Here is a 23,743-nt window from a genome sequence, read left to right as displayed (position 1 = left end):
CCCGCTCCCACATTTAGACCGCGATCTAATGTGGGAGCGGGCTTGCTCGCGAAGAGGCCAGTACAGCCGCCCCAATCTACAGCCTTAGTCTTCCAGCAGCTCTTCAGCCTGACCCAGGATGTTTTCCAGGGTGAAACCGAACTCTTCGAACAACGCTGGCGCCGGCGCCGACTCACCGTAGGTGGTCATGCCGATCACGCGGCCTTCCAGGCCCACGTACTTGTACCAGTAGTCGGCGTGAGCCGCTTCGATGGCGATACGTGCGCTGACCTGCAACGGCAATACCGATTGCTTGTAGTCGGCGTCCTGGGCTTCGAAGACGCTGGTGCACGGCATGGAAACCACGCGCACGTTGCGACCTGCGGCCGTCAACTTGTCGTACGCCTGAACCGCCAGGCCCACTTCGGAACCGGTGGAGATCAGGATCAGCTCCGGCTCGCCGATGCAGTCTTTCAGCACGTAGCCACCACGGCTGATGCCTTCGATCTGCGCCGCGTCGCGGGTTTGGTGCTGCAGGTTCTGACGGGAGAAGATCAGCGCCGAAGGGCCGTCCTTGCGCTCGATTGCGTGCTTCCAGGCCACAGCCGACTCGACTGCGTCCGATGGGCGCCAGGTATCGAGGTTCGGCGTGGTGCGCAGGCTAGTCAATTGCTCGACCGGCTGGTGCGTCGGGCCGTCTTCGCCCAGGCCGATGGAGTCGTGGGTGTAGACGAAGATCACACGCTTCTTCATCAACGACGCCATGCGTACGGCGTTGCGCGCGTATTCCATGAACATCAGGAAGGTCGCGCCGTAAGGCACCAGGCCGCCGTGCAGGGCAACGCCGTTCATGATGGCGCTCATGCCGAACTCGCGCACGCCGTAGTACATGTAGTTGCCGCTGGCGTCTTCCGCCGAGACACCTTTGCAACCTTTCCACAGGGTCAGGTTGGAACCGGCCAGGTCAGCCGAACCGCCGAGGAACTCAGGCAGCAGCGGGCCGAACGCGTTCAGGGTGTTCTGGCTGGCTTTACGGCTGGCGATGGTTTCGCCCTTGGCCGCCACTTCGGCGATGTAGGCCGAGGCCTTTTCAGCGAAGTCGGCAGGCAGGTCACCGGCCAGGCGGCGAACCAGTTCGTTGGCCAACTCAGGGAATTCGGCGGAGTAGGCCGCGAAACGCTGGTCCCACTCGGCTTCGACCGCCAGGCCGGCTTCCTTGGCGTTCCACTCGGCGTAGATGTCAGCCGGGATTTCGAACGGGCCGTGGTTCCACTTCAGCGCAGCGCGGGTCAGGGCGATTTCCGCGTCACCCAGTGGGGCGCCGTGGCAGTCTTCTTTACCTTGCTTGTTCGGCGAACCGAAGCCGATGGTGGTCTTGCAGCAGATCAGGGTCGGCTGCTCGCTTTTGCGGGCCGTCTCGATCGCAATCTTGATTTCTTCCGGGTCATGACCGTCGACATTGCGGATCACCTGCCAGTTGTAGGCTTCGAAACGCTTCGGTGTGTCGTCGGTGAACCAGCCTTCGACTTCGCCGTCGATGGAGATGCCGTTGTCATCGTAGAAGGCGATCAGCTTGCCCAGGCCCAGGGTACCGGCCAGGGAGGCGACTTCGTGGGAAATGCCTTCCATCATGCAGCCATCACCGAGGAACACGTAGGTGTGGTGGTCGACAATGTTGTGGTTCGGGCGGTTGAACTGCGCAGCCAGCACTTTTTCAGCCAGGGCAAAACCCACGGCGTTGGCCAGGCCCTGGCCCAGTGGACCGGTGGTGGTCTCAACGCCAGGGGTGTAGCCGTATTCCGGGTGGCCCGGGGTGCGGCTGTGGATCTGGCGGAAGTTTTTCAGGTCGTCGATGGTGACGTCGTAGCCGGTCAGGTGCAGCAACGAGTAGATCAGCATCGAACCGTGGCCGTTGGACAGGATGAACCGGTCACGGTCGGCGAACGACGGGTTGCTCGGGTTGTGTTTCAGGTAGTCACGCCAAAGTACCTCGGCGATATCCGCCATGCCCATCGGGGCACCGGGATGGCCGCTGTTGGCTTTTTGCACGGCATCCATGCTGAGGGCACGAATGGCGTTGGCACGCTCACGACGGCTGGGCATCGCTGATCTCCTGGAGGTTGAATAAAAGAAACGGAAAAAAGGATCGGCATTTTCCCTCAGCCACGGCCCTCGGGGCAATGACAGATAGTCACTTGGGGGTGTTTTTCCTGCGGATTGACTGGAGAAACCGTTTACCGCTTCGTCCATGGGTTATAGCGGCTGCTTATAACCACCGATTATCGACTAATATCAAAACTTTTTGATATTGCCCTTGCGGGGTTTTCCCACCGTCACTAGACTGCTGGCCTTATGAACCTGAGCGCACCTTCCATTCGACCCGACGACAGCGACGAGCTGGCGGCCCTGTGCAAGGCCGGTGGCGATCCGTTGCGCCTGAATGTGTTGCGCGCGCTGACCAACGATTCGTTCGGGGTGCTGGAGCTGGCGCAGATTTTCGCCATCGGCCAATCCGGCATGAGCCACCACTTGAAGGTACTGGCCCAGGCCGACCTGGTGGCGACCCGCCGCGAGGGCAATGCGATTTTTTACCGTCGCGCCCTGCCCCACACCGAGCAACTGGGCGGCAAGCTGCACGCCGCGCTGCTCGAAGAAATAGACAGCCTGGCGCTGCCGGCTGACGTGCAGTCGCGCATCAGCCAGGTGCACGGGCAACGTGCTGCCGCCAGCCAGGACTTTTTCTCACGGGTAGCCGAGAAGTTTCGCGCCCAGCAGGATCTGATCGCCGGCTTGGCGCAATACCGCGAAAGCGTGCTGGCACTTTTGGACAAGCTGAGCTTCAGTGATGAGGCTACGGCGGTCGAAGTGGGCCCGGGTGATGGCGGCTTCCTGCCGGAGCTGGCGCGGCGCTTTCATCAGGTCACGGCGCTGGACAACAGCCCGGCGATGCTGGAGCTGGCCCGCCAATTGTGTGAGCGCGAAGCGCTGGGCAATGTCCACCTGCAGTTGGCGGACGCCCTGAATGACACCAGCCTGCGGGCCGATTGCGTGGTGCTGAACATGGTCCTGCACCATTTCGCCGCCCCGGCAGACGCCCTCAGGCAGATGGCAAATTTGCTGCAACCAGGCGGCAGCCTGTTGGTCACGGATTTATGCAGCCACAACCAGAGTTGGGCCAGGGAAGCCTGCGGTGATCTCTGGCTGGGTTTTGAACAGGACGATCTGGCCCGTTGGGCCACCGCTGCGGGACTCGTTCCCGGGGAAAGCCTCTATGTAGGTTTACGTAATGGTTTCCAGATTCAGGTCCGCCATTTTCAGCGGCCGGCTGGCGACACTCACCATCGGTAAATATCAGGAAAACATCGAGATGAGCGAATACTCCCTTTTCACCTCCGAGTCCGTGTCTGAAGGGCATCCGGACAAAATCGCCGACCAGATCTCTGACGCGGTGCTGGACGCCATCATCGCTGAAGACAAGTTCGCCCGAGTGGCGTGCGAGACTCTGGTGAAAACGGGCGTGGCGATCATCGCCGGCGAAGTCACCACCTCTGCCTGGGTAGACCTGGAGCAGATCGTGCGTGATGTGATCATCGACATCGGCTACAACAGCTCCGACGTCGGCTTCGACGGTGCGACCTGCGGCGTGATGAACATCATCGGCAAGCAGTCCCCTGACATCAACCAGGGTGTCGACCGTGCCAAGCCTGAAGATCAGGGCGCCGGCGACCAGGGCCTGATGTTCGGCTATGCCAGCAACGAAACCGACGTGCTGATGCCGGCACCGATCACCTTCTCCCACCAGTTGGTGAAGCGCCAGGCCGAAGCCCGTAAATCCGGTGCATTGCCATGGCTGCGCCCGGACGCCAAGTCCCAGGTGACCTGCCGCTATGAAGGCGGCAAAGTCGTCGCCATCGACGCGGTGGTACTGTCGACCCAGCAAAACCCGGACGTTTCCTACGCCGACCTGCGCGAAGGCGTCATGGAGCTGATCGTCAAGCACGTGCTGCCTGCCGAACTGCTGACCAAGGACACCCAGTTCCACATCAACCCGACCGGCCAGTTCATCATCGGTGGCCCGGTGGGCGACTGCGGCTTGACCGGTCGCAAGATCATCGTCGACAGCTACGGCGGCATGGCCCGTCACGGCGGTGGCGCGTTCTCCGGCAAGGATCCATCCAAGGTTGACCGTTCGGCGGCCTACGCCGGTCGTTACGTGGCCAAGAACATCGTGGCCGCAGGCCTGGCCGAGCGTTGCGAGATTCAGGTGTCCTACGCAATCGGTGTGGCCCAGCCTACGTCGATCTCGCTGAACACCTTCGGTACCGGCAAGATCAGCGACGACAAGATCGTCAAGCTGGTGCGTGAGATCTTCGACCTGCGTCCTTACGCAATCACCACCATGCTCGACCTGCTGCACCCGATGTACCAGGAAACTGCGGCCTACGGCCACTTCGGTCGTACCCCTGAGCAGAAGACTGTCGGCAACGACACGTTCACTACGTTCACCTGGGAAAAGACCGACCGTGCCAACGACTTGCGTACTGCCGCCGGCCTGTAATCGTCCTACGGTGTACACAAAGCCCCGGCGTTCTGTTCAAACGAGCAGAAACATCGGGTAAAAAGCCTCGCGGTTGCGGGGCTTTTTTATGCCCGCTGGGATGGCTTAGGCTGGGCGCCCTTTTCAGAGCAAGGATGCTCATGATGACGTCACTTATGCGCTGGCTGTTTTTCCTTTTACTCAGCTTCTCGCCACTCACTGCGTGGTCGCAGGGGTGCCCCGACTGGGCGGCCGATCACGCCCGGGCCCAGATCAGCACCCTGGCGCAACAAATCCGCTTGTGGGATGACAGCTACCACCGGCTCGGCCAGTCATTGATCAGCGATGAGCTGTATGACCAGGCCAGCCAGCGCCTTGCCCAATGGCGCAGGTGTTTCACTCCCTCCGCCCCAGTCACGGACGACCCGCTGGGCAGCGCGCGAGGCACGACCGCCCACCCGACGCCCCACACCGGCCTGGAAAAACTGCTGGACGATAACGCCGTGCAAACCTGGCTGGGGACTCGCCAGGACGTGTGGATCCAGCCCAAGGTCGATGGCGTCGCCGTCACGCTGGTTTACCGCAAGGGCCGGTTGAGCCGGGTCATCAGTCGCGGCGATGGCCGGCTGGGCCAGGATTGGTCAGCCTCCGCCCGCCGGATTCCGGGGATCGTGCAGCAACTGCCCGAGCCCGTTGACCTGCTGTTGCAGGGCGAACTCTATTGGCGACTGAATGACCATGTGCAAGCTGCCAAAGGTGGCCTCGGCGCCCGCGGCAAAGTGGCCGGGCTGATGAATCGCCGGCAGTTGAGCGACGCCGAGGCCGCCAATATCGGTCTGTTTGTCTGGGCCTGGCCCCAGGGCCCTGATGACTTTTCCGAGCGGCTGAGCCAACTGGCGCAATGGGGCTTCACCGACAGCGGGCGCTACAGCCACCCGATCAAGGACATTACCGAAGCGGCGCACTGGCGCAGCTATTGGTACAGCCACCCGCTGCCCTTCGCCAGCGACGGCGTGGTATTGCATCAAGGCCAGCGGGCCCCGGCCGAGCGCTGGCGGGTCAGCGCGCCCTACTGGGCGGTTGCCTGGAAGTACCCGGTGGCCAAGGCATTGGCCCATGTGCGCAAGGTGCACTTCAAGATTGGCCGCACCGGGCGCATCACCTCCATCCTGGAGTTGGAACCGGTACTGCTCGATGACCGGAAGATCAGCCGGGTCAGTGTCGGTTCGCTGAAACGCTGGCGGGAACTGGATATCCGTACTGGCGACCAGGTCTCCATCAGCCTCGCCGGGCACGTCATCCCACGCCTTGACCGCGTCATCCTGCGCAGCCAGCCACGGGCCGAGTTGCAGGTCCCGCAGGCCAGGGACTTCCACCCCTTGAGTTGCTGGCAACTGGCCCCGGGTTGCGAAGAACAGCTGCTCGCGCGCCTGACCTGGCTGAGCGGCGCCCAGGGCCTGGCCCTGCCACACATCGGCCGCGAAACCTGGAACACCTTGATCCAGGCCGGCCTGATCGACGGCCTGCTCGATTGGTTAACCCTGGATGAGGCAGAGCTTGCTAACATTGATGGCTTCGGCGAACGCAGCAGTGCGCGTTTACTCGACAGCTTGCGCAGCGCCCGGCAGCGACCGTTCGCGCAATGGCTGATGGCCCTGGGAGTACCGCCCACGGCCCGCAACAATCTACAAGGCGGCTGGCAAACCCTGGCCGCCAGAGACACTCAAGCCTGGCTGGCCGAAGACGGCATAGGCCCGGGTCGCGCGGCGCAACTGAGCGCCTTTTTTCGCGACCCGCAGGTGCTGGCCTTGAGTGAAACATTACGGGCTGCCGGGATAGATGGTTTTTGACCTCTGCCCGACGGCATTAACCGGTGCCGGCAGAATTCATCCTGCCCACCTGATTGCGACCTTGTTTGCCTTGGAGCCTTTATGAAATTTCTTGCACCTTTTGCCCTGTTGACCGTCGCTACCCTTATGTCCGCGCCATTGCTGGCAGCCGAGGAAGCTGCGCCACTCACAGGCTGCGCCGCCAAGCGCGAGTCCATCAGCACCCAGATCGAACAAGCCAAGGCCCACGGCAACAGTGAGCAACAAGCCGGCCTGGAAAAAGCCTTGAGTGAAGTCACCGCCAACTGCACCGATGCCTCCTTGAAAAAGGAGCGGGAAAACAAGGTGCTCGACGCCAAGCACGAAGTCAGCCGCCGTCAGGCTGACCTCGACAAGGCCATGAAGAAGGGTGACTCCGACAAGATCAACAAGCGCAAGGACAAGCTGGCCCAGTCACGCAAGGACTTGCAGGAAGCCCTGGACGAACTGGACAAGTAAGACGGCCTCAGTGATCGCGGAACTGTTTATGGCACGCGGTGCAGGCATCTTCGACTTTCTGCACCGCCGGCCCGAGGTTGCTGGCCTTGTAGGGCTGGACCTGGCTGGTGATCACCAATTCACCGGTGGCCGTTTCAAGGTTTCGAGCCATTTCCTGGAAACGTGCCTGCTGCTGCCACACGTCGTCCTTGGCGCTGGTGTGGTCTTCTTCACGCACGCTCGGGAAATGTTTCCACGGTTCGTGGGACAACGCATCAAGCTTGACCGCGCCTTCGGCAAATTTGCCGCCGTCGAATGGAATGCGCCCACGCAACATGCCGCCCAGGTCTTCGCCGGTCTTGAGCATCTGCTTGAAAATGGCCTTGCGCTGGCCAAGGGGCGAATTCGGATCAACCCCGCCGCAGGCGGACAGTGTCAGGCAGGCCAGCAATACAACGGTCAGTCTTTTAAAAGTCATGATGGCTCAAGGTCACGGGAAACGGCGGCCAGTATCCTCGCCCCGCCCGCAAAGACCAATACCCCTATTAATAATAAGGGTTGCTCGAACGCCAGCCGATACGAGCAATCGCTTCAGGAATTTTGTGTATGAATACCCGTTTTAAGCCTTGGCGCCGCCTCGTGTGGGCCCTGCCAATGATCGCGCTGCTGGCCGGTTGCGACACCGGCAAGGACGAAAAAGCCAAGCCCCACGCCATTGCTACCTACGTCGGCGCCACCTGGGAAAACCTGCCGGCCGTGTCGGACAGCGACCTGCAAGCCGGCTTTGAATCCTGGCGCAGTGCCTGTCAACGCCTCAAGGCTGACCCGGTATGGGGCCCGACGTGCGCGGCATCGGCCACCGTGCCGTCGACCGCAGTGGCGATTCGTGACTTCCTCAAGGCCAACCTCGACGTCTACGGCCTGCGCTCGGCCGACAACAGCCCCAACGGCCTGATCACCGGCTACTACGAACCGGTTTACCCCGGCAGCCTCACCGAAACCGCCACCGCCCATGTACCGGTGTTCGGCGTGCCGGATGACCTGATCATCGTCAACCTGGAAAGCATCTACCCGGAGCTCAAGGGCAAGCGCCTGCGCGGTCGCCTGGAAGGCCGGGTACTCAAACCCTATGACGACGCCAGCACCATCAACCACCAAGGCTCCACCGCCAAGCCCATCGCCTGGCTGACCAATCCGATGGACCTGCAATTCCTGCAGATTCAGGGTTCTGGCCGCATCCAACTGGCCGATGGCCGCCAATTGCGTGTCGGTTACGGCGACCAGAATGGCTACCCGTACCGCCCCATCGGCCGCTGGCTGGTGGAGCAAGGCGAGCTGAAAAAAGAAGACGTGACCATGGGCGCCATCGCGGCCTGGGCCAAGGCGCATCCGCAGCGCATTCCTGAATTGCTGGCAAGCAACCCCAGCTACGTATTCTTCAGTGCACGCCCCGACAGCAACGAAGGCCCCCGTGGCTCGCTGAACGTGCCACTGACTGCGGGTTATAGCGTCGCGGTGGACCGCAAGGTAATTCCGCTGGGCAGCCTGTTGTGGCTGTCGACTACCCGACCGGATGGCGCGCCGATTGCCCGCCCGGTGGCCGCGCAGGACACCGGCGGTGCAATTACCGGCGAAGTGCGGGCCGACCTGTTCTGGGGCACCGGTGATGCCGCTGGTGAGTTGGCGGGCAACATGAAGCAGCAGGGCCAGATCTGGATGCTGTGGCCCAAAGGCGCAGCATTGCCAAAAGTGCCGGACGCGCCGACAGGCACCTGAAGAACACCAAGGTCTATGTGGGAGCGGGCTTGTGTGGGAGCGGGCTTGCTCGCGAATGCGGTGTGTCAGTCACCGGATGTATCGACTGATCGACCGCATTCGCGAGCAAGCCCGCTCCCACATTTGAACAGTGTCAGGCTTCAGATCGAGACGAAGAAGAAGCTCGCAATCAACGCCATCCCCACCGCCCACACCACCGACCGCAGCATCGCCCAGTCCGCCAGGTAGCAGATGATGTAGAGCAACCGGCTGGTGATGAACAGCACCGCCAGGACGTTGATCGTCACCAGCGACGCAACGCCAGCCAGATGGGCAATGATCACCGCGGCCGCAAAGGCCGGGGTCACTTCGAAGCTGTTGAGTTGCGCACTGTGGGCGCGCTTGGCAAACCCCTCGAGGGTGTCGAGGAACGCCCGCGGGTCATGGTTCTGCCGGGGCCCGAACTTGCCGCCGCTGAACTTGGCCACGCCCGTGCACAGGTACGGCAGAAAGATTGCGATCAACACACACCAGAAAGCGACTGTCATAACCCATTCCTTTTTTAGTTTTATCCGACGGTTAGAGTTTCATCACGAACATGCCGATCAGCACCAACCCACAGGCTATGAGCCGTGGGCGGCCGAAAGGTTCTTTCAGGTAACGCATGCCGAACAGCACCACCAGGATCACGCTGACTTCCCGCAGCGCAGCGGCTTCGGCAATCGAGCCCAACTGCATGGCCCAAAGCACCAGAGCGTAGCTCAACAACACGCACAACCCGACACTCAGCCCCAGCCGCCACTGCGTGCGCCAGAACAGCCCGAACGCCGCCCGTTTGCGCACCATCGCCAGCAACGGAAACGGCCATGCGCTTATCAGCGTCAGCCACACCAGGTAGTCCAGCGGGTGTGACCAACGGCGCAATGCCTGGCCATCGAGGAAGGTGTAGCAACCGATACACAAGCCGATCAACGCCACCACCGGCAGCATCGACCAGGGCAACCGGTCGCCACCGCCGCCCTGCCATAACAGGCACAGCATGCCGAACGGAATCAGCAGAATGCCGAGAATCTGCTGGGTACTGAGCACCTCACCGGCAAACACCAGCGTCAGCGCCAGCACCACCAAAGGCGACAAGCCGCGCATCAATGGGTACACCAAGCCCAGGTCACCCACGCGATAGGCCTGGATCAGCAGGTAGCGGTAGAGCAATTCAAACAACGCCGAGGCGATGATCCACGGCCAGATTTCCAGTGGCGGAAACGATACAAACCCCACCGCCAGCACCACAAACAGCAACGCCACCGTGTCCATGCACGCGATGACCAACAGGCGCTCGCCGCTGAATTTGATCAAGGTGTTCCACGTCGCATGCAACAACGCCGCTACCAGTACCAGAGCTGTTGCAATCACGGTGACTCCCCAGTCATAAAAAGCGGAATTGATTCGCCATATTTCAGCACCTGTTTATACTAAAGCCGACCACGCCGCACTCAGTTGCGCAAAGACCTGGACCAATAAATTTTTGCTGCTGCCCGATCTTCGCCGATCCGGGGGTCGGCCTGCGTATGCCTGATCAGAGCGTCACGATTACCGAAGGAGATCCTCGCCTGCCGCTCGGTGCCTGGATCCGCGGGATGGTGGCGGCGGCACTTTTGTTCATCGACCTGCAACGTCGTCGCCTTGCTGCGGTCAACGTAGCCAACTGATAAATGTGTTCTGTGTGGGAGCTGTCGAGCTTTAGGGCGGCTTCGATACAGGCGCTGCGGTCTTGCAGCCTCACCCAGGTAATGCCATCGCAGCCTCGCTGGGGCTCGACAGCTCCCACATATGATCTCTACTCACTCCTCCATCCAAGGACCCCGGATGCTTGAACTTGTCGCTGCGTTTATTTGCCTCACCACCCTGCTCACCTATGTGAACTACCGCTTCATCGGCCTGCCGCCCACCATCGGTGTGATGGTCACGGCACTGATGTTTTCCCTGCTGCTGCAAGGCTTGAGCTTTATCGGCTACCCCGGCCTTGAAGAGCGCATCCAGCAGTTGATCGGCCAGATCGACTTCGGCGACCTGCTGATGAACTGGATGCTCTCGTTCCTGCTGTTCGCCGGCGCCTTGCACGTCAACCTGAGCGACCTGCGCAGCTACCGCTGGCCCATCGGCCTGCTTGCCACCTTCGGCGTATTGATTGCCACGATGGTGATCGGCAGCCTGGCCTTCTACATCTTTGCCCTGTTCGGCTGGCACGTGAGTTTCCTGTACTGCCTGCTGTTCGGCGCGCTGATTTCCCCCACCGACCCGATTGCCGTGCTCGGTGTGCTGCGGACCGCCAATGCGTCGAAACCACTGAAAACCACCATCGTCGGCGAATCGCTGTTCAACGACGGCACGGCGGTGGTGGTGTTCACCGTGTTGCTGGGCATCGCGCAACTGGGCGAGACGCCTACGGTCGGCGCCACGGCCATGCTGTTTGCCCATGAGGCGATTGGCGGCGTGGTGTTTGGCGGGCTGATCGGCTACATCGTGTATCTGATGATCAAGAGCATCGAGCAGTATCAGATCGAAGTGATGCTGACCCTGGCCCTGGTGATCGGCGGCTCGGCGATGGCCACTGAACTGCACGTCTCGGCACCGATTGCGATGGTGGTGGCGGGCCTGATCATCGGCAACCTCGGCCGCAAGCTGGCGATGAACGACATGACCCGGCGCTACCTGGACGGCTTCTGGGAACTGCTCGATGACATGCTCAACGCCCTGCTGTTTGCGCTGATCGGCATGGAACTGCTGCTGTTGCCGTTCAACTGGCTGCACGTGTTGGCCGCCAGTTTGCTGGCCGTGGCAATCCTGTTGTCACGCCTGCTGACGGTGGCCCCGGCGATCCTGCTGCTGCGGCGCTGGCGCACGGTGCCCCGCGGCACCATCCGCATCCTCACATGGGGCGGCTTGCGCGGCGGGGTTTCCGTGGCACTGGCCCTGGCCCTGCCACTGGGCCCGGAGCGTGACTTGCTGCTGAGCATCACCTACATCGTGGTGCTGTCTTCGATCCTGTTGCAGGGCTTGAGCATCGGCAAGCTGGTCAAGCATGTGACCAAGGATGAGCCGGCGCCTGCTGCGGCGCCGGAGACTCACTGACCCTTGTTGATCTGCTGCGGATGCCTCGGGTCCGCAGCGGCTTTGCCCGGCAGGCTGCTTTCGCTGCGAATCTGCGCATGGCTGATCAACGCAAAGATAAAGCTGCCGCCGATGATATTGCCCGCCAGCGTCGGCCCGGCGAACACCAGCCAGAAGTCTTTCCACGGCAGCTCGCCGGCGAATACCAGGTACGACACTTCCGCCGAGCCCACCACGATGTGGGTGAAGTCTCCCAGTGCCATCAGGTAGGTGATCAGGATGATGATCCAGATTTTGGCGCTTTCCATGGATGGGATCATCCAGACCATGGTGGCGATCATCCAGCCCGACACGATGCCCTTGGCGAACATCTGGTAGGCGTCGTTTTCCATGACCTTGCGCCCGATTTCCAGGAAGGCCAGGTCGGTCTTGGTGTCAAAGATCGGCAAGTGCAGCATCACGTACGCCACCAGCAAGGTGCCGCACAGGTTGCCCACCAGCACCACGGCCCATAAACGCAGCAGGCGTGCGAAATTCTTCAGCGTGGGTTTGCTCATCACCGGCAACACCGCGGTCAGGGTGTTTTCGGTGAATAACTGCTGACGGGCGAGGATCACGGCAAGAAAGCCGGCGCAGTAACCAAAACTGGCGATCACCTTGAACTCTTCGCCATCCGGCAGGCGCGAGTTGAGCAAGCCCATGCCCATCAGTGACAGGCCCATGGTCAGGCCGGCGGCCAGCGCCGACCACCACAACGCGGCGACGTTGCGCTCCAGTTCCTGATCGCCTTGAGTGCGGATGATTTCATGCAGAACCGCCGCGCGAGGCGGCTGGTTCTTGTCGACGTCGTGCTGCTCTTCCTGCGACAGATTGGGGGTCTTGCCGTCTTCTTGCGTGGCCATGGTGATACCTGAACGGGGGGCGATGTTCAGGTACGACCTATGGTTGATCAAGAGCGTTCACTGGCCCTGCGCAGGATTACTCGCCGAGGCCTTCCGACTGGAACTGATCCTTCACGTACTTGATCTCGGTACGGCCGTGGGGCGCCGGCAGACCGTCTTCACCCAGGTTCACGAAGACCATTTTTTCCACCGTCAGAATGCTCTTGCGCGTGATCTTGTTGCGCACTTCACAGGTCAGGGTGATGGAGGTGCGACCGAACTCGGTGGCGGTGATGCCCAGTTCGATGATGTCGCCCTGGCGCGAGGCGCTGACGAAGTTGATTTCGGAGATGTACTTGGTCACCACCCGCTGGTTGCCCAACTGGACAATCGCGTAGATGGCCGCTTCTTCGTCGATCCAGCGCAGCAGGCTGCCACCGAACAGGGTGCCGTTGGGGTTGAGGTCTTCGGGTTTTACCCATTTGCGAGTGTGGAAGTTCATGTTCACTCCAAAGCGTGTTGCGAAATGATGGGCAACATCATGGCAGAGGCCGGGCCCAAGCTCTATGAGCCATTGCCTATCAACCCCATGAGCGATCTTCATGCCGCCGACAGAAAGGCTTTAGAAGTCAGGCGCAGGCGGCTATAATCGCCTCCGCTTCAAAACGGTCATCTTCGATTGATACCGTTCTCCCGCCACCTGTCCGAGGGGCGCTGCAGCAGGCTCGACCTGTCAGGCTCGGATGGGGCGTTGTCCGGCCTGGTTAGCCAGCTGGATACTAAACGCACAACGGCGCCCATTCGCACACTACGAATGGAGGCTCTTCATGAGCGCTGTAATCACGCCTGCAGGTTTTACCGACTACAAAGTCGCCGACATGTCCCTCGCTGCCTGGGGCCGTCGCGAAACCTTTATCGCCGAATCCGAAATGCCAGCCCTGATGGGCCTGCGTCGCAAGTACGCCGCTGAGCAGCCGCTCAAGGGCGCGAAGATTCTCGGCTGCATCCACATGACCATTCAGACTGCCGTGCTGATCGAAACCCTGGTTGCCCTGGGTGCCGAAGTACGCTGGTCGTCCTGCAACATTTTCTCGACTCAAGACCAGGCCGCTGCCGCTATCGCTGCTGCCGGTATCGCCGTGTTCGCCTGGAAAGGCGAAACCGAAGAAGAGTACGAGTGGTGCCTGGAGCAAACCATCCTCAAGGATGGCAAGCCATGGGACGCCAACATGATCCTCGACGACGGCGGCGACCTGACCGAACTGCTGCACAAGAAGTACCCGCAGATCCTCGACCGCGTCCACGGTGTGACCGAAGAAACCACCACCGGCGTACACCGCCTGCTGGACATGCTGGCCAAGGGCGAGCTGAAAATCCCGGCCATCAACGTCAACGACTCGGTGACCAAGAGCAAGAACGACAACAAGTACGGCTGCCGTCACAGCCTGAACGATGCGATCAAGCGCGGCACCGACCACCTGTTGTCCGGCAAGCAAGCGCTGGTGATCGGCTACGGTGACGTGGGCAAGGGTTCGTCCCAGTCCCTGCGTCAGGAAGGCATGATCGTTAAAGTCTCCGAAGTCGACCCGATCTGCGCCATGCAAGCCTGCATGGACGGTTTCGAAGTGGTTTCGCCGTTCATCAACGGCCAGAACGACGGCACCGAAGCCAGCATCGACAAGGCCCTGCTGGGCAAGATCGACCTGATCGTGACCACCACCGGCAACGTGAACGTGTGCGACTCGAACATGCTCAAGGCCCTGAAAAAGCGCGCCGTGGTGTGCAACATCGGTCACTTCGACAACGAAATCGACACCGCTTTCATGCGCAAGAACTGGGCATGGGAAGAAGTGAAGCCACAGGTACACAAGGTTCACCGTACCGGTGCTGGCGATTTCGACCCGCAGAACGATGACTACCTGATCCTGCTGGCCGAAGGCCGTCTGGTCAACCTGGGCAACGCCACTGGCCACCCAAGCCGCATCATGGATGGCTCGTTCGCCAACCAGGTACTGGCCCAGATCTTCCTGTTCGGCCAGAAATACGCCGACCTGTCGCCCGCCCAGAAAGCCGAGCGCCTGACCGTGGAAGTACTGCCGAAGAAACTCGACGAAGAAGTGGCCCTGGAAATGGTCCGCGGCTTCGGCGGCGTAGTGACTCAACTGACCAAGACCCAGGCCGACTACATCGGCGTGACGGTCGAAGGCCCGTTCAAGCCGCACGCTTACCGCTACTGATTTGCCTGCTGCCTGCTCCCCATGTGGGGGCAGGCTTTTGTGGGAGCGGGCTTGCTCGCGAAGGCGGTGTGTCAGTCGACTTATCTACTACTGACATACCGCCTTCGCGAGCAAGCCCGCTCCCACATTGACGGTGTGCACCTTCTGGCTTTATGAGTTTCCATAGGTATGACCATGTCCCAAGACCGTCGCTACAGCTTCGAGTTCTTCCCGACCAAGACCGATGCTGGGCATGAAAAACTGATGGCAACTGCCAAGCAGTTGGCCAGCTACCACCCCGATTTCTTCTCCTGCACCTACGGTGCCGGTGGCTCCACCCGCGATCGCACGATCAACACCGTGCTGCAGCTGGAAAGCCAAGTCAAAGTACCTGCAGCTCCGCATTTGTCCTGCGTGGGCGACAGCAAGGCCGACCTGCGCAGCCTGCTGACCCAATACAAGCAAGCCGGCATCAAGCGCATCGTCGCCCTGCGCGGTGACCTGCCGTCCGGCATGGGCATGGCCAGCGGCGAGCTGCGCTACGCCAATGACCTGGTGAGCTTCATTCGCGAAGAAACCGGCGATCACTTCCACATCGAAGTGGCCGCTTATCCGGAGATGCACCCCCAGGCGCGCAATTTCGAAGACGATCTGCAGAATTTCGTGCGCAAGGCCAACGCCGGCGCCAACAGCGCGATCACCCAGTACTTCTTCAACGCAGAGAGCTACTTCTACTTCGTTGAGCGTGTACAAGCGATGGGCGTGAACATCCCGATCGTGCCGGGCATCATGCCGATCACCAACTACAGCAAACTGGCGCGCTTCTCTGACGCCTGCGGCGCGGAAATCCCACGCTGGATTCGTAAACAACTGGAAGCCTACGGCGACGACGTCAAGAGCATCCAGGCGTTCGGCGAACAGGTCATCAGCGAAATGTGTGAACAATTGTTGCAAGGTGGCGCGCCAGGGTTGCACTTCTATACCCTGAACCAGGCTGAGCCAAGCCTCGCTGTCTGGAACAACCTGAAGCTGCCACGCTAAGGTCTGTTCCGAAATGCAAAGGCCCTCATAATGAGGGCCTTTGCCGTTCTAAACGCCCACGGAATTCTGCAGTCCATGAATACAACCGCCCCGACGTCCCGCCCGCAACTGGTCTACCTGGTGTTCGGCGCAGAGACTTACCATCAGGAAGCGGTATTCAGCATCGCCAGCGCCCTGTCGTTCCTGCGGGACGAGCCGGACACAGGCATCGACATCCAGGTCTTCACCGACAACCCCGAGCCCTACCGCCTGCTGCCGGTACGGGTACGCCCGCTGGACGAAGCCACGCGCAAACGCTGGAGCGAGCCTCACGGCTACCACTTTCGCACCAAGCACGTAGTGCTGCGGCAAGTGTTGCAAGAATCCGAAGTGGCGCTGCTGATCGACACCGATACGTTTTTCCACCATTCGCCCCTGGCGCTGTTTGAACGCGTGCAGCCGGGCACCCTGCTGTGCAACGCCTTCTACACCAAATACGGCGACAACCACGAAAGCATTCTGTACAGCGCCCTGTACCAGCGCCTGCTGGACATGGGCGTGGCCGACGATGACATGATGACCCTCAATTCGGGGGTCATGGGCCTGACGCAGCGGGACGCGCACATCCTCGACCGCTCGATCGAGTTGATGGACGAACTGTTTCCCCATGCCCAGGGCGCCTACACCCTGGAAGAGTTCTGCCTGTCCATTGCCGCCTATCGCACCCTCAACGTGCGCGAATGCCCGGACCTGATCCACCATTACTGGAGCCGCAAGCAGCTGTTCCGGGCCAAGGTCAAGGCGTGGATCGCCAAGCATGGGGCAAACCCCACCGGCGCCACGGCCCTGGATGACACGCGCCAGGTTTCCGCCCACCTGCCCCGCCCGCCTCGTCTGCAACGCTTGATGTACAAGCTGATCACCCTGGCACTGCCCAAGCACCAACAGCAGTTCATCCGGGAAATCCTCTACGGCTGCTACGAACATGAAAACGAGTTCGACCAGGCGTGTGGCCCGGTTTGGTGGGACAAGGCCCGACAAAACCAGGAAGAGCGCCAGGGTCGACCGGTGGATGCCCATCTGCTGGAGCACTGGTTTGACAATCCCGTGGTGCGGCTGATTCTCGGCGAGCGGCGCGAGGCGATCTACGAACACCTGATCAAATCTCCGGGCAAGTAAACCTGGCGGGCGCCCGCAGATCACTGTGCCAGAGCTTCTCTTTAGCCCGATACAGTCGTAATCTCAGGGTATGCCTGTCACTTTCCGGTTATTGACTGCTGTTCTTTTCGCTTGCCTGAGCCTCGGTGCCCATGGCGAGAAACTGCGCATTGTCACCGAGCCCTGGGCGCCTTACGTCTACGACGACAACGGCACCATGCGCGGGCTCGACTACGAGACCACGGTGATCGTGTTCCAGCGCCTGGGCATCGATGTGGATTGGCAATTCCTGCCCTGGAAGCGCTGCCTGGCGATGCTCGACCAGGGCCAGGCCGACGGCGCACTGGATATTTTCCACAGCCATGAACGCGACGCGGTGCTGCTGTACCCCAGCGAGCCGCTGTCCGAGGTGGAGTTCGTGCTGTTCTACGCCAATCAGCGCCCACACCCGTTCCAGACCTTCGACGACCTGCGCGGCCTGACCATCGGCACCTCGCCTGGCTACCTCTATGGCGCCGAATTCAGCGAGTCCACCCTCTTCAAGCAGGAGCCGGCCGCCAGCCATGAGGCCAACTTCGGCAAACTGGCCCTTGGCCGGATCGACCTGGTGATCACGGACCGTCGGGTTGGCCAGCATGTACTCAAGGCCCTTGGACTTGAGGACCAGGTCACCCAGGCACCCCAGGTGGTCAGCAGCCAGCCACAGTTCCTGGCCGTGCGCCGCGGTGCCGGCATGGATTTGCTGGTGCAACGCTTCGCCGCCGAACTCAAACGCTTCAAGCAAGAGCCTGCCTACGCGGCCTTGAGCGCCAAATATGCGGGCAGCAGCCCGCAAACCAGCGCATCGGCCCTGCCCGTACGCACCGTTGAGCAGCAGGAAAGCAGCGCAGAGTGATTGCTCTGTTATACTCCGGCCTTTCCGCCAGGCTTACGCCCGGACGCTTCGGTCTTGCAAAAGGCACCCGACCCCGCTACAGCGCAGCTTTCAAGCCCGCGCGAGCCGTCTGAGTGCCCGCCAGCCCCAGCAGGACCGGACGGGATTGCGTTCATCTAAACGCCATTCACGCCAGGCAAGACTATCCCTCTGGGCCAAGCCCTAACTAAAACAGGATTACTCATGTCCTTTGCTTCCCTCGGTCTCTCCGAGGCTTTAGTCCGCGCCATCGAGGCAGCGGGCTATACCGAGCCTACTCCGGTGCAACAGCGGGCCATTCCCGCCGTGTTGCAAGGCCGCGACCTGATGGTTGCGGCTCAGACAGGTACTGGTAAAACCGGCGGCTTCGCCCTTCCGATCCTGGAGCGGTTGTTCCCCAACGGTCACCCGGACAAATCCCAGCGTCATGGCCCGCGCCAACCGCGCGTACTGGTCCTGACCCCTACCCGCGAACTCGCCGCCCAAGTGCATGACAGCTTCAAGCTGTATGCCCGCGACTTGAAGTTCGTCAGCGCCTGCATCTTCGGCGGCGTCGGCATGAACCCACAGGTTCAGGCCATGTCCCGCGGTGTCGACGTACTGGTTGCATGCCCGGGTCGCTTGCTCGACCTGTGCGGCCAAGGCAGCGTCGATTTGTCCCACGTGGAAATCCTCGTGCTGGACGAAGCCGACCGCATGCTCGACATGGGCTTTGTCCATGACGTGAAAAAGGTCCTCGCGCGCCTGCCGGCCAAACGCCAGAACCTGCTGTTCTCGGCCACGTTCTCCAACGACATCACCGCGTTGGCGGGCAAGTTGTTGCACAACCCCGAGCGCATTGAAGTCACGCCGCCGAACACCACGGTCGAGCGTATCGAGCAGCGCGTATTCCGCCTGCCGGCCGCCCACAAGCGTTCGCTGCTGGCCCACCTGATCACCGCCGGCGCGTGGGAACAGGTGCTGGTGTTCACCCGCACCAAGCACGGCGCCAACCGCCTGGCCGAGTACCTGGACAAGCACGGCCTCACCGCCGTCGCGATCCACGGCAACAAGAGCCAGAACGCCCGCACCAAAGCCCTGGCCGACTTCAAGGCCGGTGAAGTGCGCATCCTGGTCGCCACCGACATCGCCGCTCGCGGCCTGGACATCGACCAACTGCCCCACGTGGTCAACTTCGAGCTGCCAAACGTCGACGAAGACTACGTGCACCGTATCGGCCGTACTGGCCGGGCCGGTCGTTCGGGCGAGGCCATTTCCCTGGTCGCACCGGACGAAGAAAAGCTGCTGAAAAGCATCGAGCGCATGACCAAGCAGAAAATCGCCGACGGCGACCTGATGGGCTTCGACTCCAGCGCCGTTGAGGCCGAGAAGCCTGAAGTGCGCGAACGTCCGGACGTGCGCAACCCGCGCAACAACCCACGCGGTCCGAAGGGCGATGGCCCGAACGGCGGCGGCGGTGGTGGCGGTCGTAAAGACAAGGGCAAGGACAAGGGCGGCAAGGACAAGGCTGCGACCAATGGCCGTGGCGAACGCCCGGCCCGTGAGCAAAAGCCCCGTGAAGGCACCCCGGCCCGCGAACAGCGCCAGCCGAGCCAGCCGCCACGTGCTGCTGCCGACCGTGCTCCGGACGAGTTCCTGGACGACGACGTGGACAACTTCGGTAACCGCGTTGACTACGTGCCCCAGGCCAAGCCGGCCCAGGGCCGTGGTCGTCGTCCGGGCGCTCCAGCCCAGGGCGCAGGCGCAGGTACTCCGCGTACCGGCGGGCAGCCGCAAGGTCGCCAGAACGGTCCGCGCAGCAGCAACGGCGCCACCACCGGCACCCCGCCTGCCAAGCGCAGCGGCCCGCGCAACGGTGCACCGCGTGACGGCCAGGCCCGTCGCGAAGAGTCGCGCAACCGTCGCCCGGCGCGTGATGATCAACCTCGCCTGTCGGAGCCAGCGGTGCAAAACCCGCGCGGCGGCCCGGCACCGAAGATCATCCACAAAGAGTCGAAAAGCGATCGCACGCTGACACCTGAGCAGTTGGATCAACTGCCGGGCCGTCCACGTGGTGAAAAACCGGCGTTGCTGACCCGCAACCGCTGAGTTTTCAAAGCGCCATAAAAAATGCCCCGGATCGCGAGATCCGGGGCATTTTTGTGTGGCCGGCGAAAATTACTTCGCTTTCACACCTTCAAACGTCACGTACAGCTCAACGTTGTTGGACGCTGGGCCCAGGTCCATCTGCTTGCCGAAGTCCTGGCGATTGAAGGAGGTAGTACCTTCAAAGCCGGCACGGTAGCCGCCCCATGGATCCTTGCCTTCACCCAGGAAGGTCGCCTTGACGACGATCGGCTTGGTCACGCCGTGAAAGGTCAGGTCGCCGGTCACGTCAGCAGTGACTTGGCCAGCGGCATTCTTGCCAGTGGTCTTGACGCTGGTGGAGACGAACTTGGCATCGGCAAACTTGCCAACGTCCAGGAAGTCTTTGCTGGCGATGTGCTTGTCACGTTCGGCGTGGTTGGTGAACACGCTGGCGGTGCGGACGTTGAACTCAATCTTGCTGTCTTCAGGCTTGGCAGCATCGAAGCTGAACTTGCCGTCCAGGTCCTTGAAGGTACCGGTGATGAAGCTGTAGCCCAAGTGGCTGATCTTGAAGTCAACGAAGGCGTGCTGGCCTTCCTTGTCGACAACGTAGTCAGCTGCCATCGCCTGACCGGCAGTCAGCAGGGCAGAACCGATGGCCAGAGCGGCGAGAGTCTTTTTCAACATGCTTTCTATTCCTTGTGAGTCGAGGTTGAACATCAGGCTTTGCGCCCCAGCATACGAACCAGGGTCACATCACGATCAATGAAATGGTGTTTCAGCGCGGCCACGCCATGCAGGCCGGCGAACACCACCAATACCCAGGCCAGGTACAAATGCACCACACCTGCAGTGTCTGCCTGGTCCGGTAGCCCGGAAACCAGCGCAGGAATCTCAAACAAGCCAAACACCGGGATCCCGACACCGTCTGCGGTGGAAATCAGGTAACCGGCAATCATCACGGCAAACAGCCCGAGATACAGGAACGCGTGGCCAAACGCAGCCCCCAGACGCGTCATGCGGCTATAGCTGGCAAGCGGTGGCGGCGGCGGGCTGACCAGGCGCCAGACGATCCGCACGAGCATGATGGCGAACAGCGTAATGCCGATGCTCTTGTGCAGGTCCGGGGCGTCTTTGCGCCAGGCACTGTAGTAGTCGAGACCGACCATCCACAGGCCCAATGCGAACAGACCGAACACCACCAGGGCCGCGCCCCAGTGCAAAACGATGCTGACCCAGCCATAGCGGGCCGGTGAATTACGTAGTTGCATGTCCCAAATCCCGTAAGAGCTGTGGCAAGACTATCGATTTACCTATCGAATTAAAGCGGAAAATTTCGCTTTGAAATATCGAGAAATACGATCAAGAGCGTATGCAGAGTAAGTTAACAAGAGATTAAGGACTATCCAGAAGAAACGTGACGGACTGTCCTGCGTTTACCACCAATTTACGCTTCAGACTCGCAATGGGTTGTGACACAGGCCGGCATTGCATAGGCTTGCGCGATTGTTTCGCCCGCGCACGTCGCGAGCCGCTTCGAGGAGAATGAACATGGGTTTGAATAACCAGTGGATGCAACGCGACCTTGCGGTGCTGTGGCATCCCTGCACCCAGATGAAAGACCACCAGCAACTGCCGCTGATCCCGATCAAGCGCGGTGAAGGCATCTGGCTGGAAGACTTCGAAGGCAAACGCTACCTCGACGCCGTCAGTTCCTGGTGGGTCAACGTGTTTGGCCACGCCAACCCGCGCATCAACCAGCGCATCAAGGACCAGGTCGACCAGCTGGAACACGTGATCCTCGCCGGTTTCAGTCACCAGCCGGTGATCGAGCTGTCCGAGCGCCTGGTGAAGATGACCCCCGAAGGCCTGACCCGCTGCTTCTACGCCGACAACGGCTCGTCGTGCATCGAAGTCGCGCTGAAGATGAGCTTTCACTATTGGCTCAACCGCGGCCTGCCGAACAAAAAGCGCTTTGTCACCCTGACCAACAGCTACCACGGCGAAACCATCGCCGCGATGTCGGTAGGCGATGTGCCGCTGTTCACCGAGACCTATAAAGCCCTGCTGCTGGACACCATCAAGGTGCCGAGCCCCGACTGCTACCTGCGCCCCGACGGCATGAGCTGGGAAGAACATTCCCGGAACATGTTCCTGGCCATGGAGCAGACCCTGGCCGAAAACCACGACACCGTGGCCGCCGTGATCGTCGAGCCGCTGATCCAGGGCGCCGGCGGCATGCGCATGTACCACCCGGTGTACCTCAAGCTGCTGCGCGAAGCCTGCGACCGCTATGGCGTACACCTGATCCACGACGAAATCGCCGTGGGCTTTGGCCGCACCGGTACGATGTTCGCCTGTGAACAGGCCGGCATCCGCCCGGACTTCCTGTGCCTGTCCAAGGCCCTGACCGGCGGCTACCTGCCGCTCGCCGCGGTGGTCACCACCGACGATGTGTACGACGCCTTCTACGACGACTACCCGACCCTGCGCGCCTTCCTGCACTCCCACAGCTACACCGGTAACCCGCTGGCCTGTGCGGCGGCCCTGGCGACCCTGGATATCTTCGAAGAAGACAACGTCATCGAAAACAACAAGGCCCTGGCCCAGCGCATGGCCACCGCCACCGCGCACCTGGTGGACCATCCGCACGTCTCGGAAGTGCGCCAGACCGGCATGGTGCTGGCCATCGAGATGGTGCAGGACAAGGCCACCAAGACCGCCTACCCGTGGCAGGAACGCCGTGGCCTGAAGGTGTTCGAACATGCGCTGGAGCGAGGCGCGTTGCTGCGGCCGTTGGGCAGCGTGGTGTACTTCCTGCCGCCGTATGTGATCACCCCGGAGCAGATCGACTTCCTGGCTGAAGTGGCCAGCGAAGGGATCGACATTGCCACCAACAGCAAGGTCAGCGTGGCGGTGCCCAAGGATTTCCACCCGGGGTTTCGTGATCCGGGCTGATTGAGTTGATCGTTCCCACGCTCCGCGTGGGAATGCAGCCATGGACGCTCCGCGTCCGCCCTGCACACTATTTCCAGAGAACAGAAATGAGACTGTCCCGCTTTTTTGTCGACGCCCCCCTGAGCCTTGGCGACCACGAGTTGCCGGAAGCCCAGGCGCACTACATCAGCCGCGTATTGCGCATGAGCGAAGGCGACCCCGTGCAGTTGTTCGACGGTTCCGGCCAGGAGTTTCGCGCCAGCTTGCTGGAAGTCGGCAAAAAACGCGTGGTGGTGCAAGTCACCGAAACCTTCGCCGGGCAGGTCGAGTCGCCGTTGCAGATTCACCTCGGCCAGGGCCTGTCCCGTGGCGAGCGAATGGACTGGGCGATCCAGAAAGCCACCGAGCTTGGGGTGAATGAAATCACCCCGATCTTCAGCGACCGCTGCGAAGTGCGCCTCAAGGACGAACGCGCCGACAAACGCCTGCAGCACTGGCGCCAGGTGGCGATCAGCGCGTGCGAGCAGTGCGGTCGCTCGCGAGTGCCGGTGATTCACCCACCGCTGTTGCTGGCGGATTGGTTGAAACAGGCCGAAGCGGATTTGAAGCTGGTGCTGCACCCGGTGGCCGAGCCCCTGGTGAGCCACGCCAAGCCTGGGAGCCTGGCCTTCCTGATCGGGCCGGAGGGTGGATTGACTGATGGCGAAGTCGAAACGGCACAAGGTGCGGGGTTTCATGCCGCACGGTTGGGCCCACGGGTGCTGCGTACCGAAACTGCGCCAGTCGTGGCGCTGGCCGTAGCCCAACAACTCTGGGGCGACTTCTAAACCCGTTTTGCAAACCCCATCAAATGTGGGAGCGGG

General features: G+C 61.4%; 22 protein-coding genes and 1 riboswitch. Of the genes, 14 read left to right on the top strand and 8 right to left on the bottom strand.

Features of this window, described 5'->3' with window-relative positions:
* Window positions 1–84 precede the first annotated feature (84 nt).
* The gene (gene tkt / locus HYE77_RS03825) at window positions 85–2,082 is read right to left on the bottom strand and encodes a transketolase (protein ID WP_087693225.1); all 1,998 of its coding nucleotides are present in this window, start codon (window positions 2,080–2,082) and stop codon (window positions 85–87) included.
* A gap of 249 nt (window positions 2,083–2,331) precedes the next feature.
* Here tkt and HYE77_RS03820 point away from each other — a divergent pair, with 249 nt between their 5' ends.
* The 4 genes from HYE77_RS03820 (at window position 2,332) to HYE77_RS03805 (ending at window position 6,843) form a co-directional block, all read left to right on the top strand.
* A complete protein-coding gene (locus HYE77_RS03820; RefSeq protein ID WP_003216864.1) occupies window positions 2,332–3,327 on the top strand; it encodes a metalloregulator ArsR/SmtB family transcription factor in 996 nt (331 codons plus the stop codon).
* Between the two features lie 19 nt (window positions 3,328–3,346).
* Window positions 3,347–4,537: a methionine adenosyltransferase gene (gene metK / locus HYE77_RS03815; RefSeq protein WP_177068428.1), complete on the top strand. Its 1,191-nt coding sequence runs from the start codon at window positions 3,347–3,349 to the stop codon at window positions 4,535–4,537.
* 143 nt (window positions 4,538–4,680) lie between these two features.
* A complete protein-coding gene (gene ligB, locus HYE77_RS03810; protein WP_256347108.1) occupies window positions 4,681–6,366 on the top strand; it encodes an NAD-dependent DNA ligase LigB in 1,686 nt (561 codons plus the stop codon).
* An 81-nt stretch (window positions 6,367–6,447) separates the two neighbouring features.
* Window positions 6,448–6,843 (top strand): DUF1090 domain-containing protein, encoded by a 396-nt coding sequence (locus HYE77_RS03805; protein WP_008434082.1) that lies wholly within the window; start codon window positions 6,448–6,450, stop codon window positions 6,841–6,843.
* A gap of 7 nt (window positions 6,844–6,850) precedes the next feature.
* Here the strand turns inward: HYE77_RS03805 and HYE77_RS03800 are convergent, their stop codons facing one another.
* Window positions 6,851–7,300, bottom strand: a complete 450-nt coding sequence (locus HYE77_RS03800; protein ID WP_177068427.1) for a cytochrome c — start codon at window positions 7,298–7,300, stop codon at window positions 6,851–6,853.
* 128 nt (window positions 7,301–7,428) lie between these two features.
* Between HYE77_RS03800 and HYE77_RS03795 the strand changes: the two genes are divergently transcribed.
* Window positions 7,429–8,598, top strand: coding sequence for a murein transglycosylase A (locus HYE77_RS03795; RefSeq protein WP_177068426.1), 1,170 nt, complete (start codon window positions 7,429–7,431; stop codon window positions 8,596–8,598).
* A 140-nt stretch (window positions 8,599–8,738) separates the two neighbouring features.
* Here the strand turns inward: HYE77_RS03795 and HYE77_RS03790 are convergent, their stop codons facing one another.
* Together HYE77_RS03790 and HYE77_RS03785 are read right to left on the bottom strand one after the other, a co-directional pair.
* Complete coding sequence (locus HYE77_RS03790; protein ID WP_003216858.1) at window positions 8,739–9,125, bottom strand: MAPEG family protein; 387 nt, start codon at window positions 9,123–9,125, stop codon at window positions 8,739–8,741.
* A 31-nt stretch (window positions 9,126–9,156) separates the two neighbouring features.
* A complete protein-coding gene (locus HYE77_RS03785) occupies window positions 9,157–9,990 on the bottom strand; it encodes an EamA family transporter (protein WP_063026578.1) in 834 nt (277 codons plus the stop codon).
* A 155-nt stretch (window positions 9,991–10,145) separates the two neighbouring features.
* Between HYE77_RS03785 and HYE77_RS03780 the strand changes: the two genes are divergently transcribed.
* Window positions 10,146–10,286 (top strand): hypothetical protein, encoded by a 141-nt coding sequence (locus HYE77_RS03780; protein ID WP_177068425.1) that lies wholly within the window; start codon window positions 10,146–10,148, stop codon window positions 10,284–10,286.
* Window positions 10,287–10,443: 157 nt separating this feature from the next.
* Window positions 10,444–11,709 (top strand): sodium:proton antiporter, encoded by a 1,266-nt coding sequence (locus HYE77_RS03775; RefSeq protein ID WP_177068424.1) that lies wholly within the window; start codon window positions 10,444–10,446, stop codon window positions 11,707–11,709.
* On the opposite strand, the gene HYE77_RS03770 is transcribed toward HYE77_RS03775, so the two are convergent.
* Complete coding sequence (locus HYE77_RS03770) at window positions 11,703–12,590, bottom strand: formate/nitrite transporter family protein (protein ID WP_008434095.1); 888 nt, start codon at window positions 12,588–12,590, stop codon at window positions 11,703–11,705. The genes HYE77_RS03775 and HYE77_RS03770 overlap by 7 nt on opposite strands.
* Before the next feature lie 76 nt (window positions 12,591–12,666).
* Entirely contained in the window at window positions 12,667–13,071 is a 405-nt protein-coding gene (locus HYE77_RS03765; protein ID WP_003216852.1) for an acyl-CoA thioesterase, read from the bottom strand.
* Window positions 13,072–13,269: 198 nt separating this feature from the next.
* Window positions 13,270–13,375, top strand: a riboswitch (S-adenosyl-L-homocysteine riboswitch).
* Window positions 13,376–13,396: 21 nt separating this feature from the next.
* On the opposite strand from HYE77_RS03765, the gene ahcY reads away from it, so the two are divergent.
* The 5 genes from ahcY to HYE77_RS03740 all read left to right on the top strand — a co-directional run bounded on the left by ahcY (window position 13,397) and on the right by HYE77_RS03740 (window position 19,964).
* Complete coding sequence (gene ahcY / locus HYE77_RS03760; RefSeq protein ID WP_003216850.1) at window positions 13,397–14,806, top strand: adenosylhomocysteinase; 1,410 nt, start codon at window positions 13,397–13,399, stop codon at window positions 14,804–14,806.
* A gap of 174 nt (window positions 14,807–14,980) precedes the next feature.
* Window positions 14,981–15,826, top strand: a complete 846-nt coding sequence (gene metF, locus HYE77_RS03755; protein WP_008434100.1) for a methylenetetrahydrofolate reductase [NAD(P)H] — start codon at window positions 14,981–14,983, stop codon at window positions 15,824–15,826.
* A 75-nt stretch (window positions 15,827–15,901) separates the two neighbouring features.
* Entirely contained in the window at window positions 15,902–16,984 is a 1,083-nt protein-coding gene (locus HYE77_RS03750; protein ID WP_177068423.1) for a hypothetical protein, read from the top strand.
* 70 nt (window positions 16,985–17,054) lie between these two features.
* Window positions 17,055–17,858 carry an ABC transporter substrate-binding protein gene (locus HYE77_RS03745; RefSeq protein WP_023659310.1) on the top strand — a complete coding sequence of 268 codons (804 nt, stop codon included), beginning with the start codon at window positions 17,055–17,057 and terminating at the stop codon, window positions 17,856–17,858.
* Between the two features lie 222 nt (window positions 17,859–18,080).
* Window positions 18,081–19,964 carry a DEAD/DEAH box helicase gene (locus tag HYE77_RS03740; protein WP_003216846.1) on the top strand — a complete coding sequence of 628 codons (1,884 nt, stop codon included), beginning with the start codon at window positions 18,081–18,083 and terminating at the stop codon, window positions 19,962–19,964.
* Between the two features lie 69 nt (window positions 19,965–20,033).
* On the opposite strand, the gene HYE77_RS03735 is transcribed toward HYE77_RS03740, so the two are convergent.
* Both HYE77_RS03735 and HYE77_RS03730 read right to left on the bottom strand, forming a co-directional pair.
* Window positions 20,034–20,630, bottom strand: coding sequence for a YceI family protein (locus HYE77_RS03735; protein WP_003216844.1), 597 nt, complete (start codon window positions 20,628–20,630; stop codon window positions 20,034–20,036).
* A 32-nt stretch (window positions 20,631–20,662) separates the two neighbouring features.
* Window positions 20,663–21,214: a cytochrome b gene (locus HYE77_RS03730; RefSeq protein WP_177068422.1), complete on the bottom strand. Its 552-nt coding sequence runs from the start codon at window positions 21,212–21,214 to the stop codon at window positions 20,663–20,665.
* A gap of 280 nt (window positions 21,215–21,494) precedes the next feature.
* Between HYE77_RS03730 and HYE77_RS03725 the strand changes: the two genes are divergently transcribed.
* Together HYE77_RS03725 and HYE77_RS03720 are read left to right on the top strand one after the other, a co-directional pair.
* Window positions 21,495–22,901: an adenosylmethionine--8-amino-7-oxononanoate transaminase gene (locus HYE77_RS03725; protein ID WP_003216840.1), complete on the top strand. Its 1,407-nt coding sequence runs from the start codon at window positions 21,495–21,497 to the stop codon at window positions 22,899–22,901.
* A gap of 86 nt (window positions 22,902–22,987) precedes the next feature.
* A complete protein-coding gene (locus HYE77_RS03720) occupies window positions 22,988–23,707 on the top strand; it encodes a 16S rRNA (uracil(1498)-N(3))-methyltransferase (protein WP_087693231.1) in 720 nt (239 codons plus the stop codon).
* The last annotated feature ends 36 nt before the right edge of the window (window positions 23,708–23,743 follow it).

The sequence above is a fragment of the Pseudomonas sp. IPO3774 genome, assembly GCF_013386835.1.
In the GTDB taxonomy this organism is placed as follows: Bacteria; Pseudomonadota; Gammaproteobacteria; order Pseudomonadales; family Pseudomonadaceae; genus Aquipseudomonas.
The sequence above is the reverse complement of the archived record's forward strand: the minus strand, read 5'-3'. Positions and strand labels throughout refer to the sequence as shown.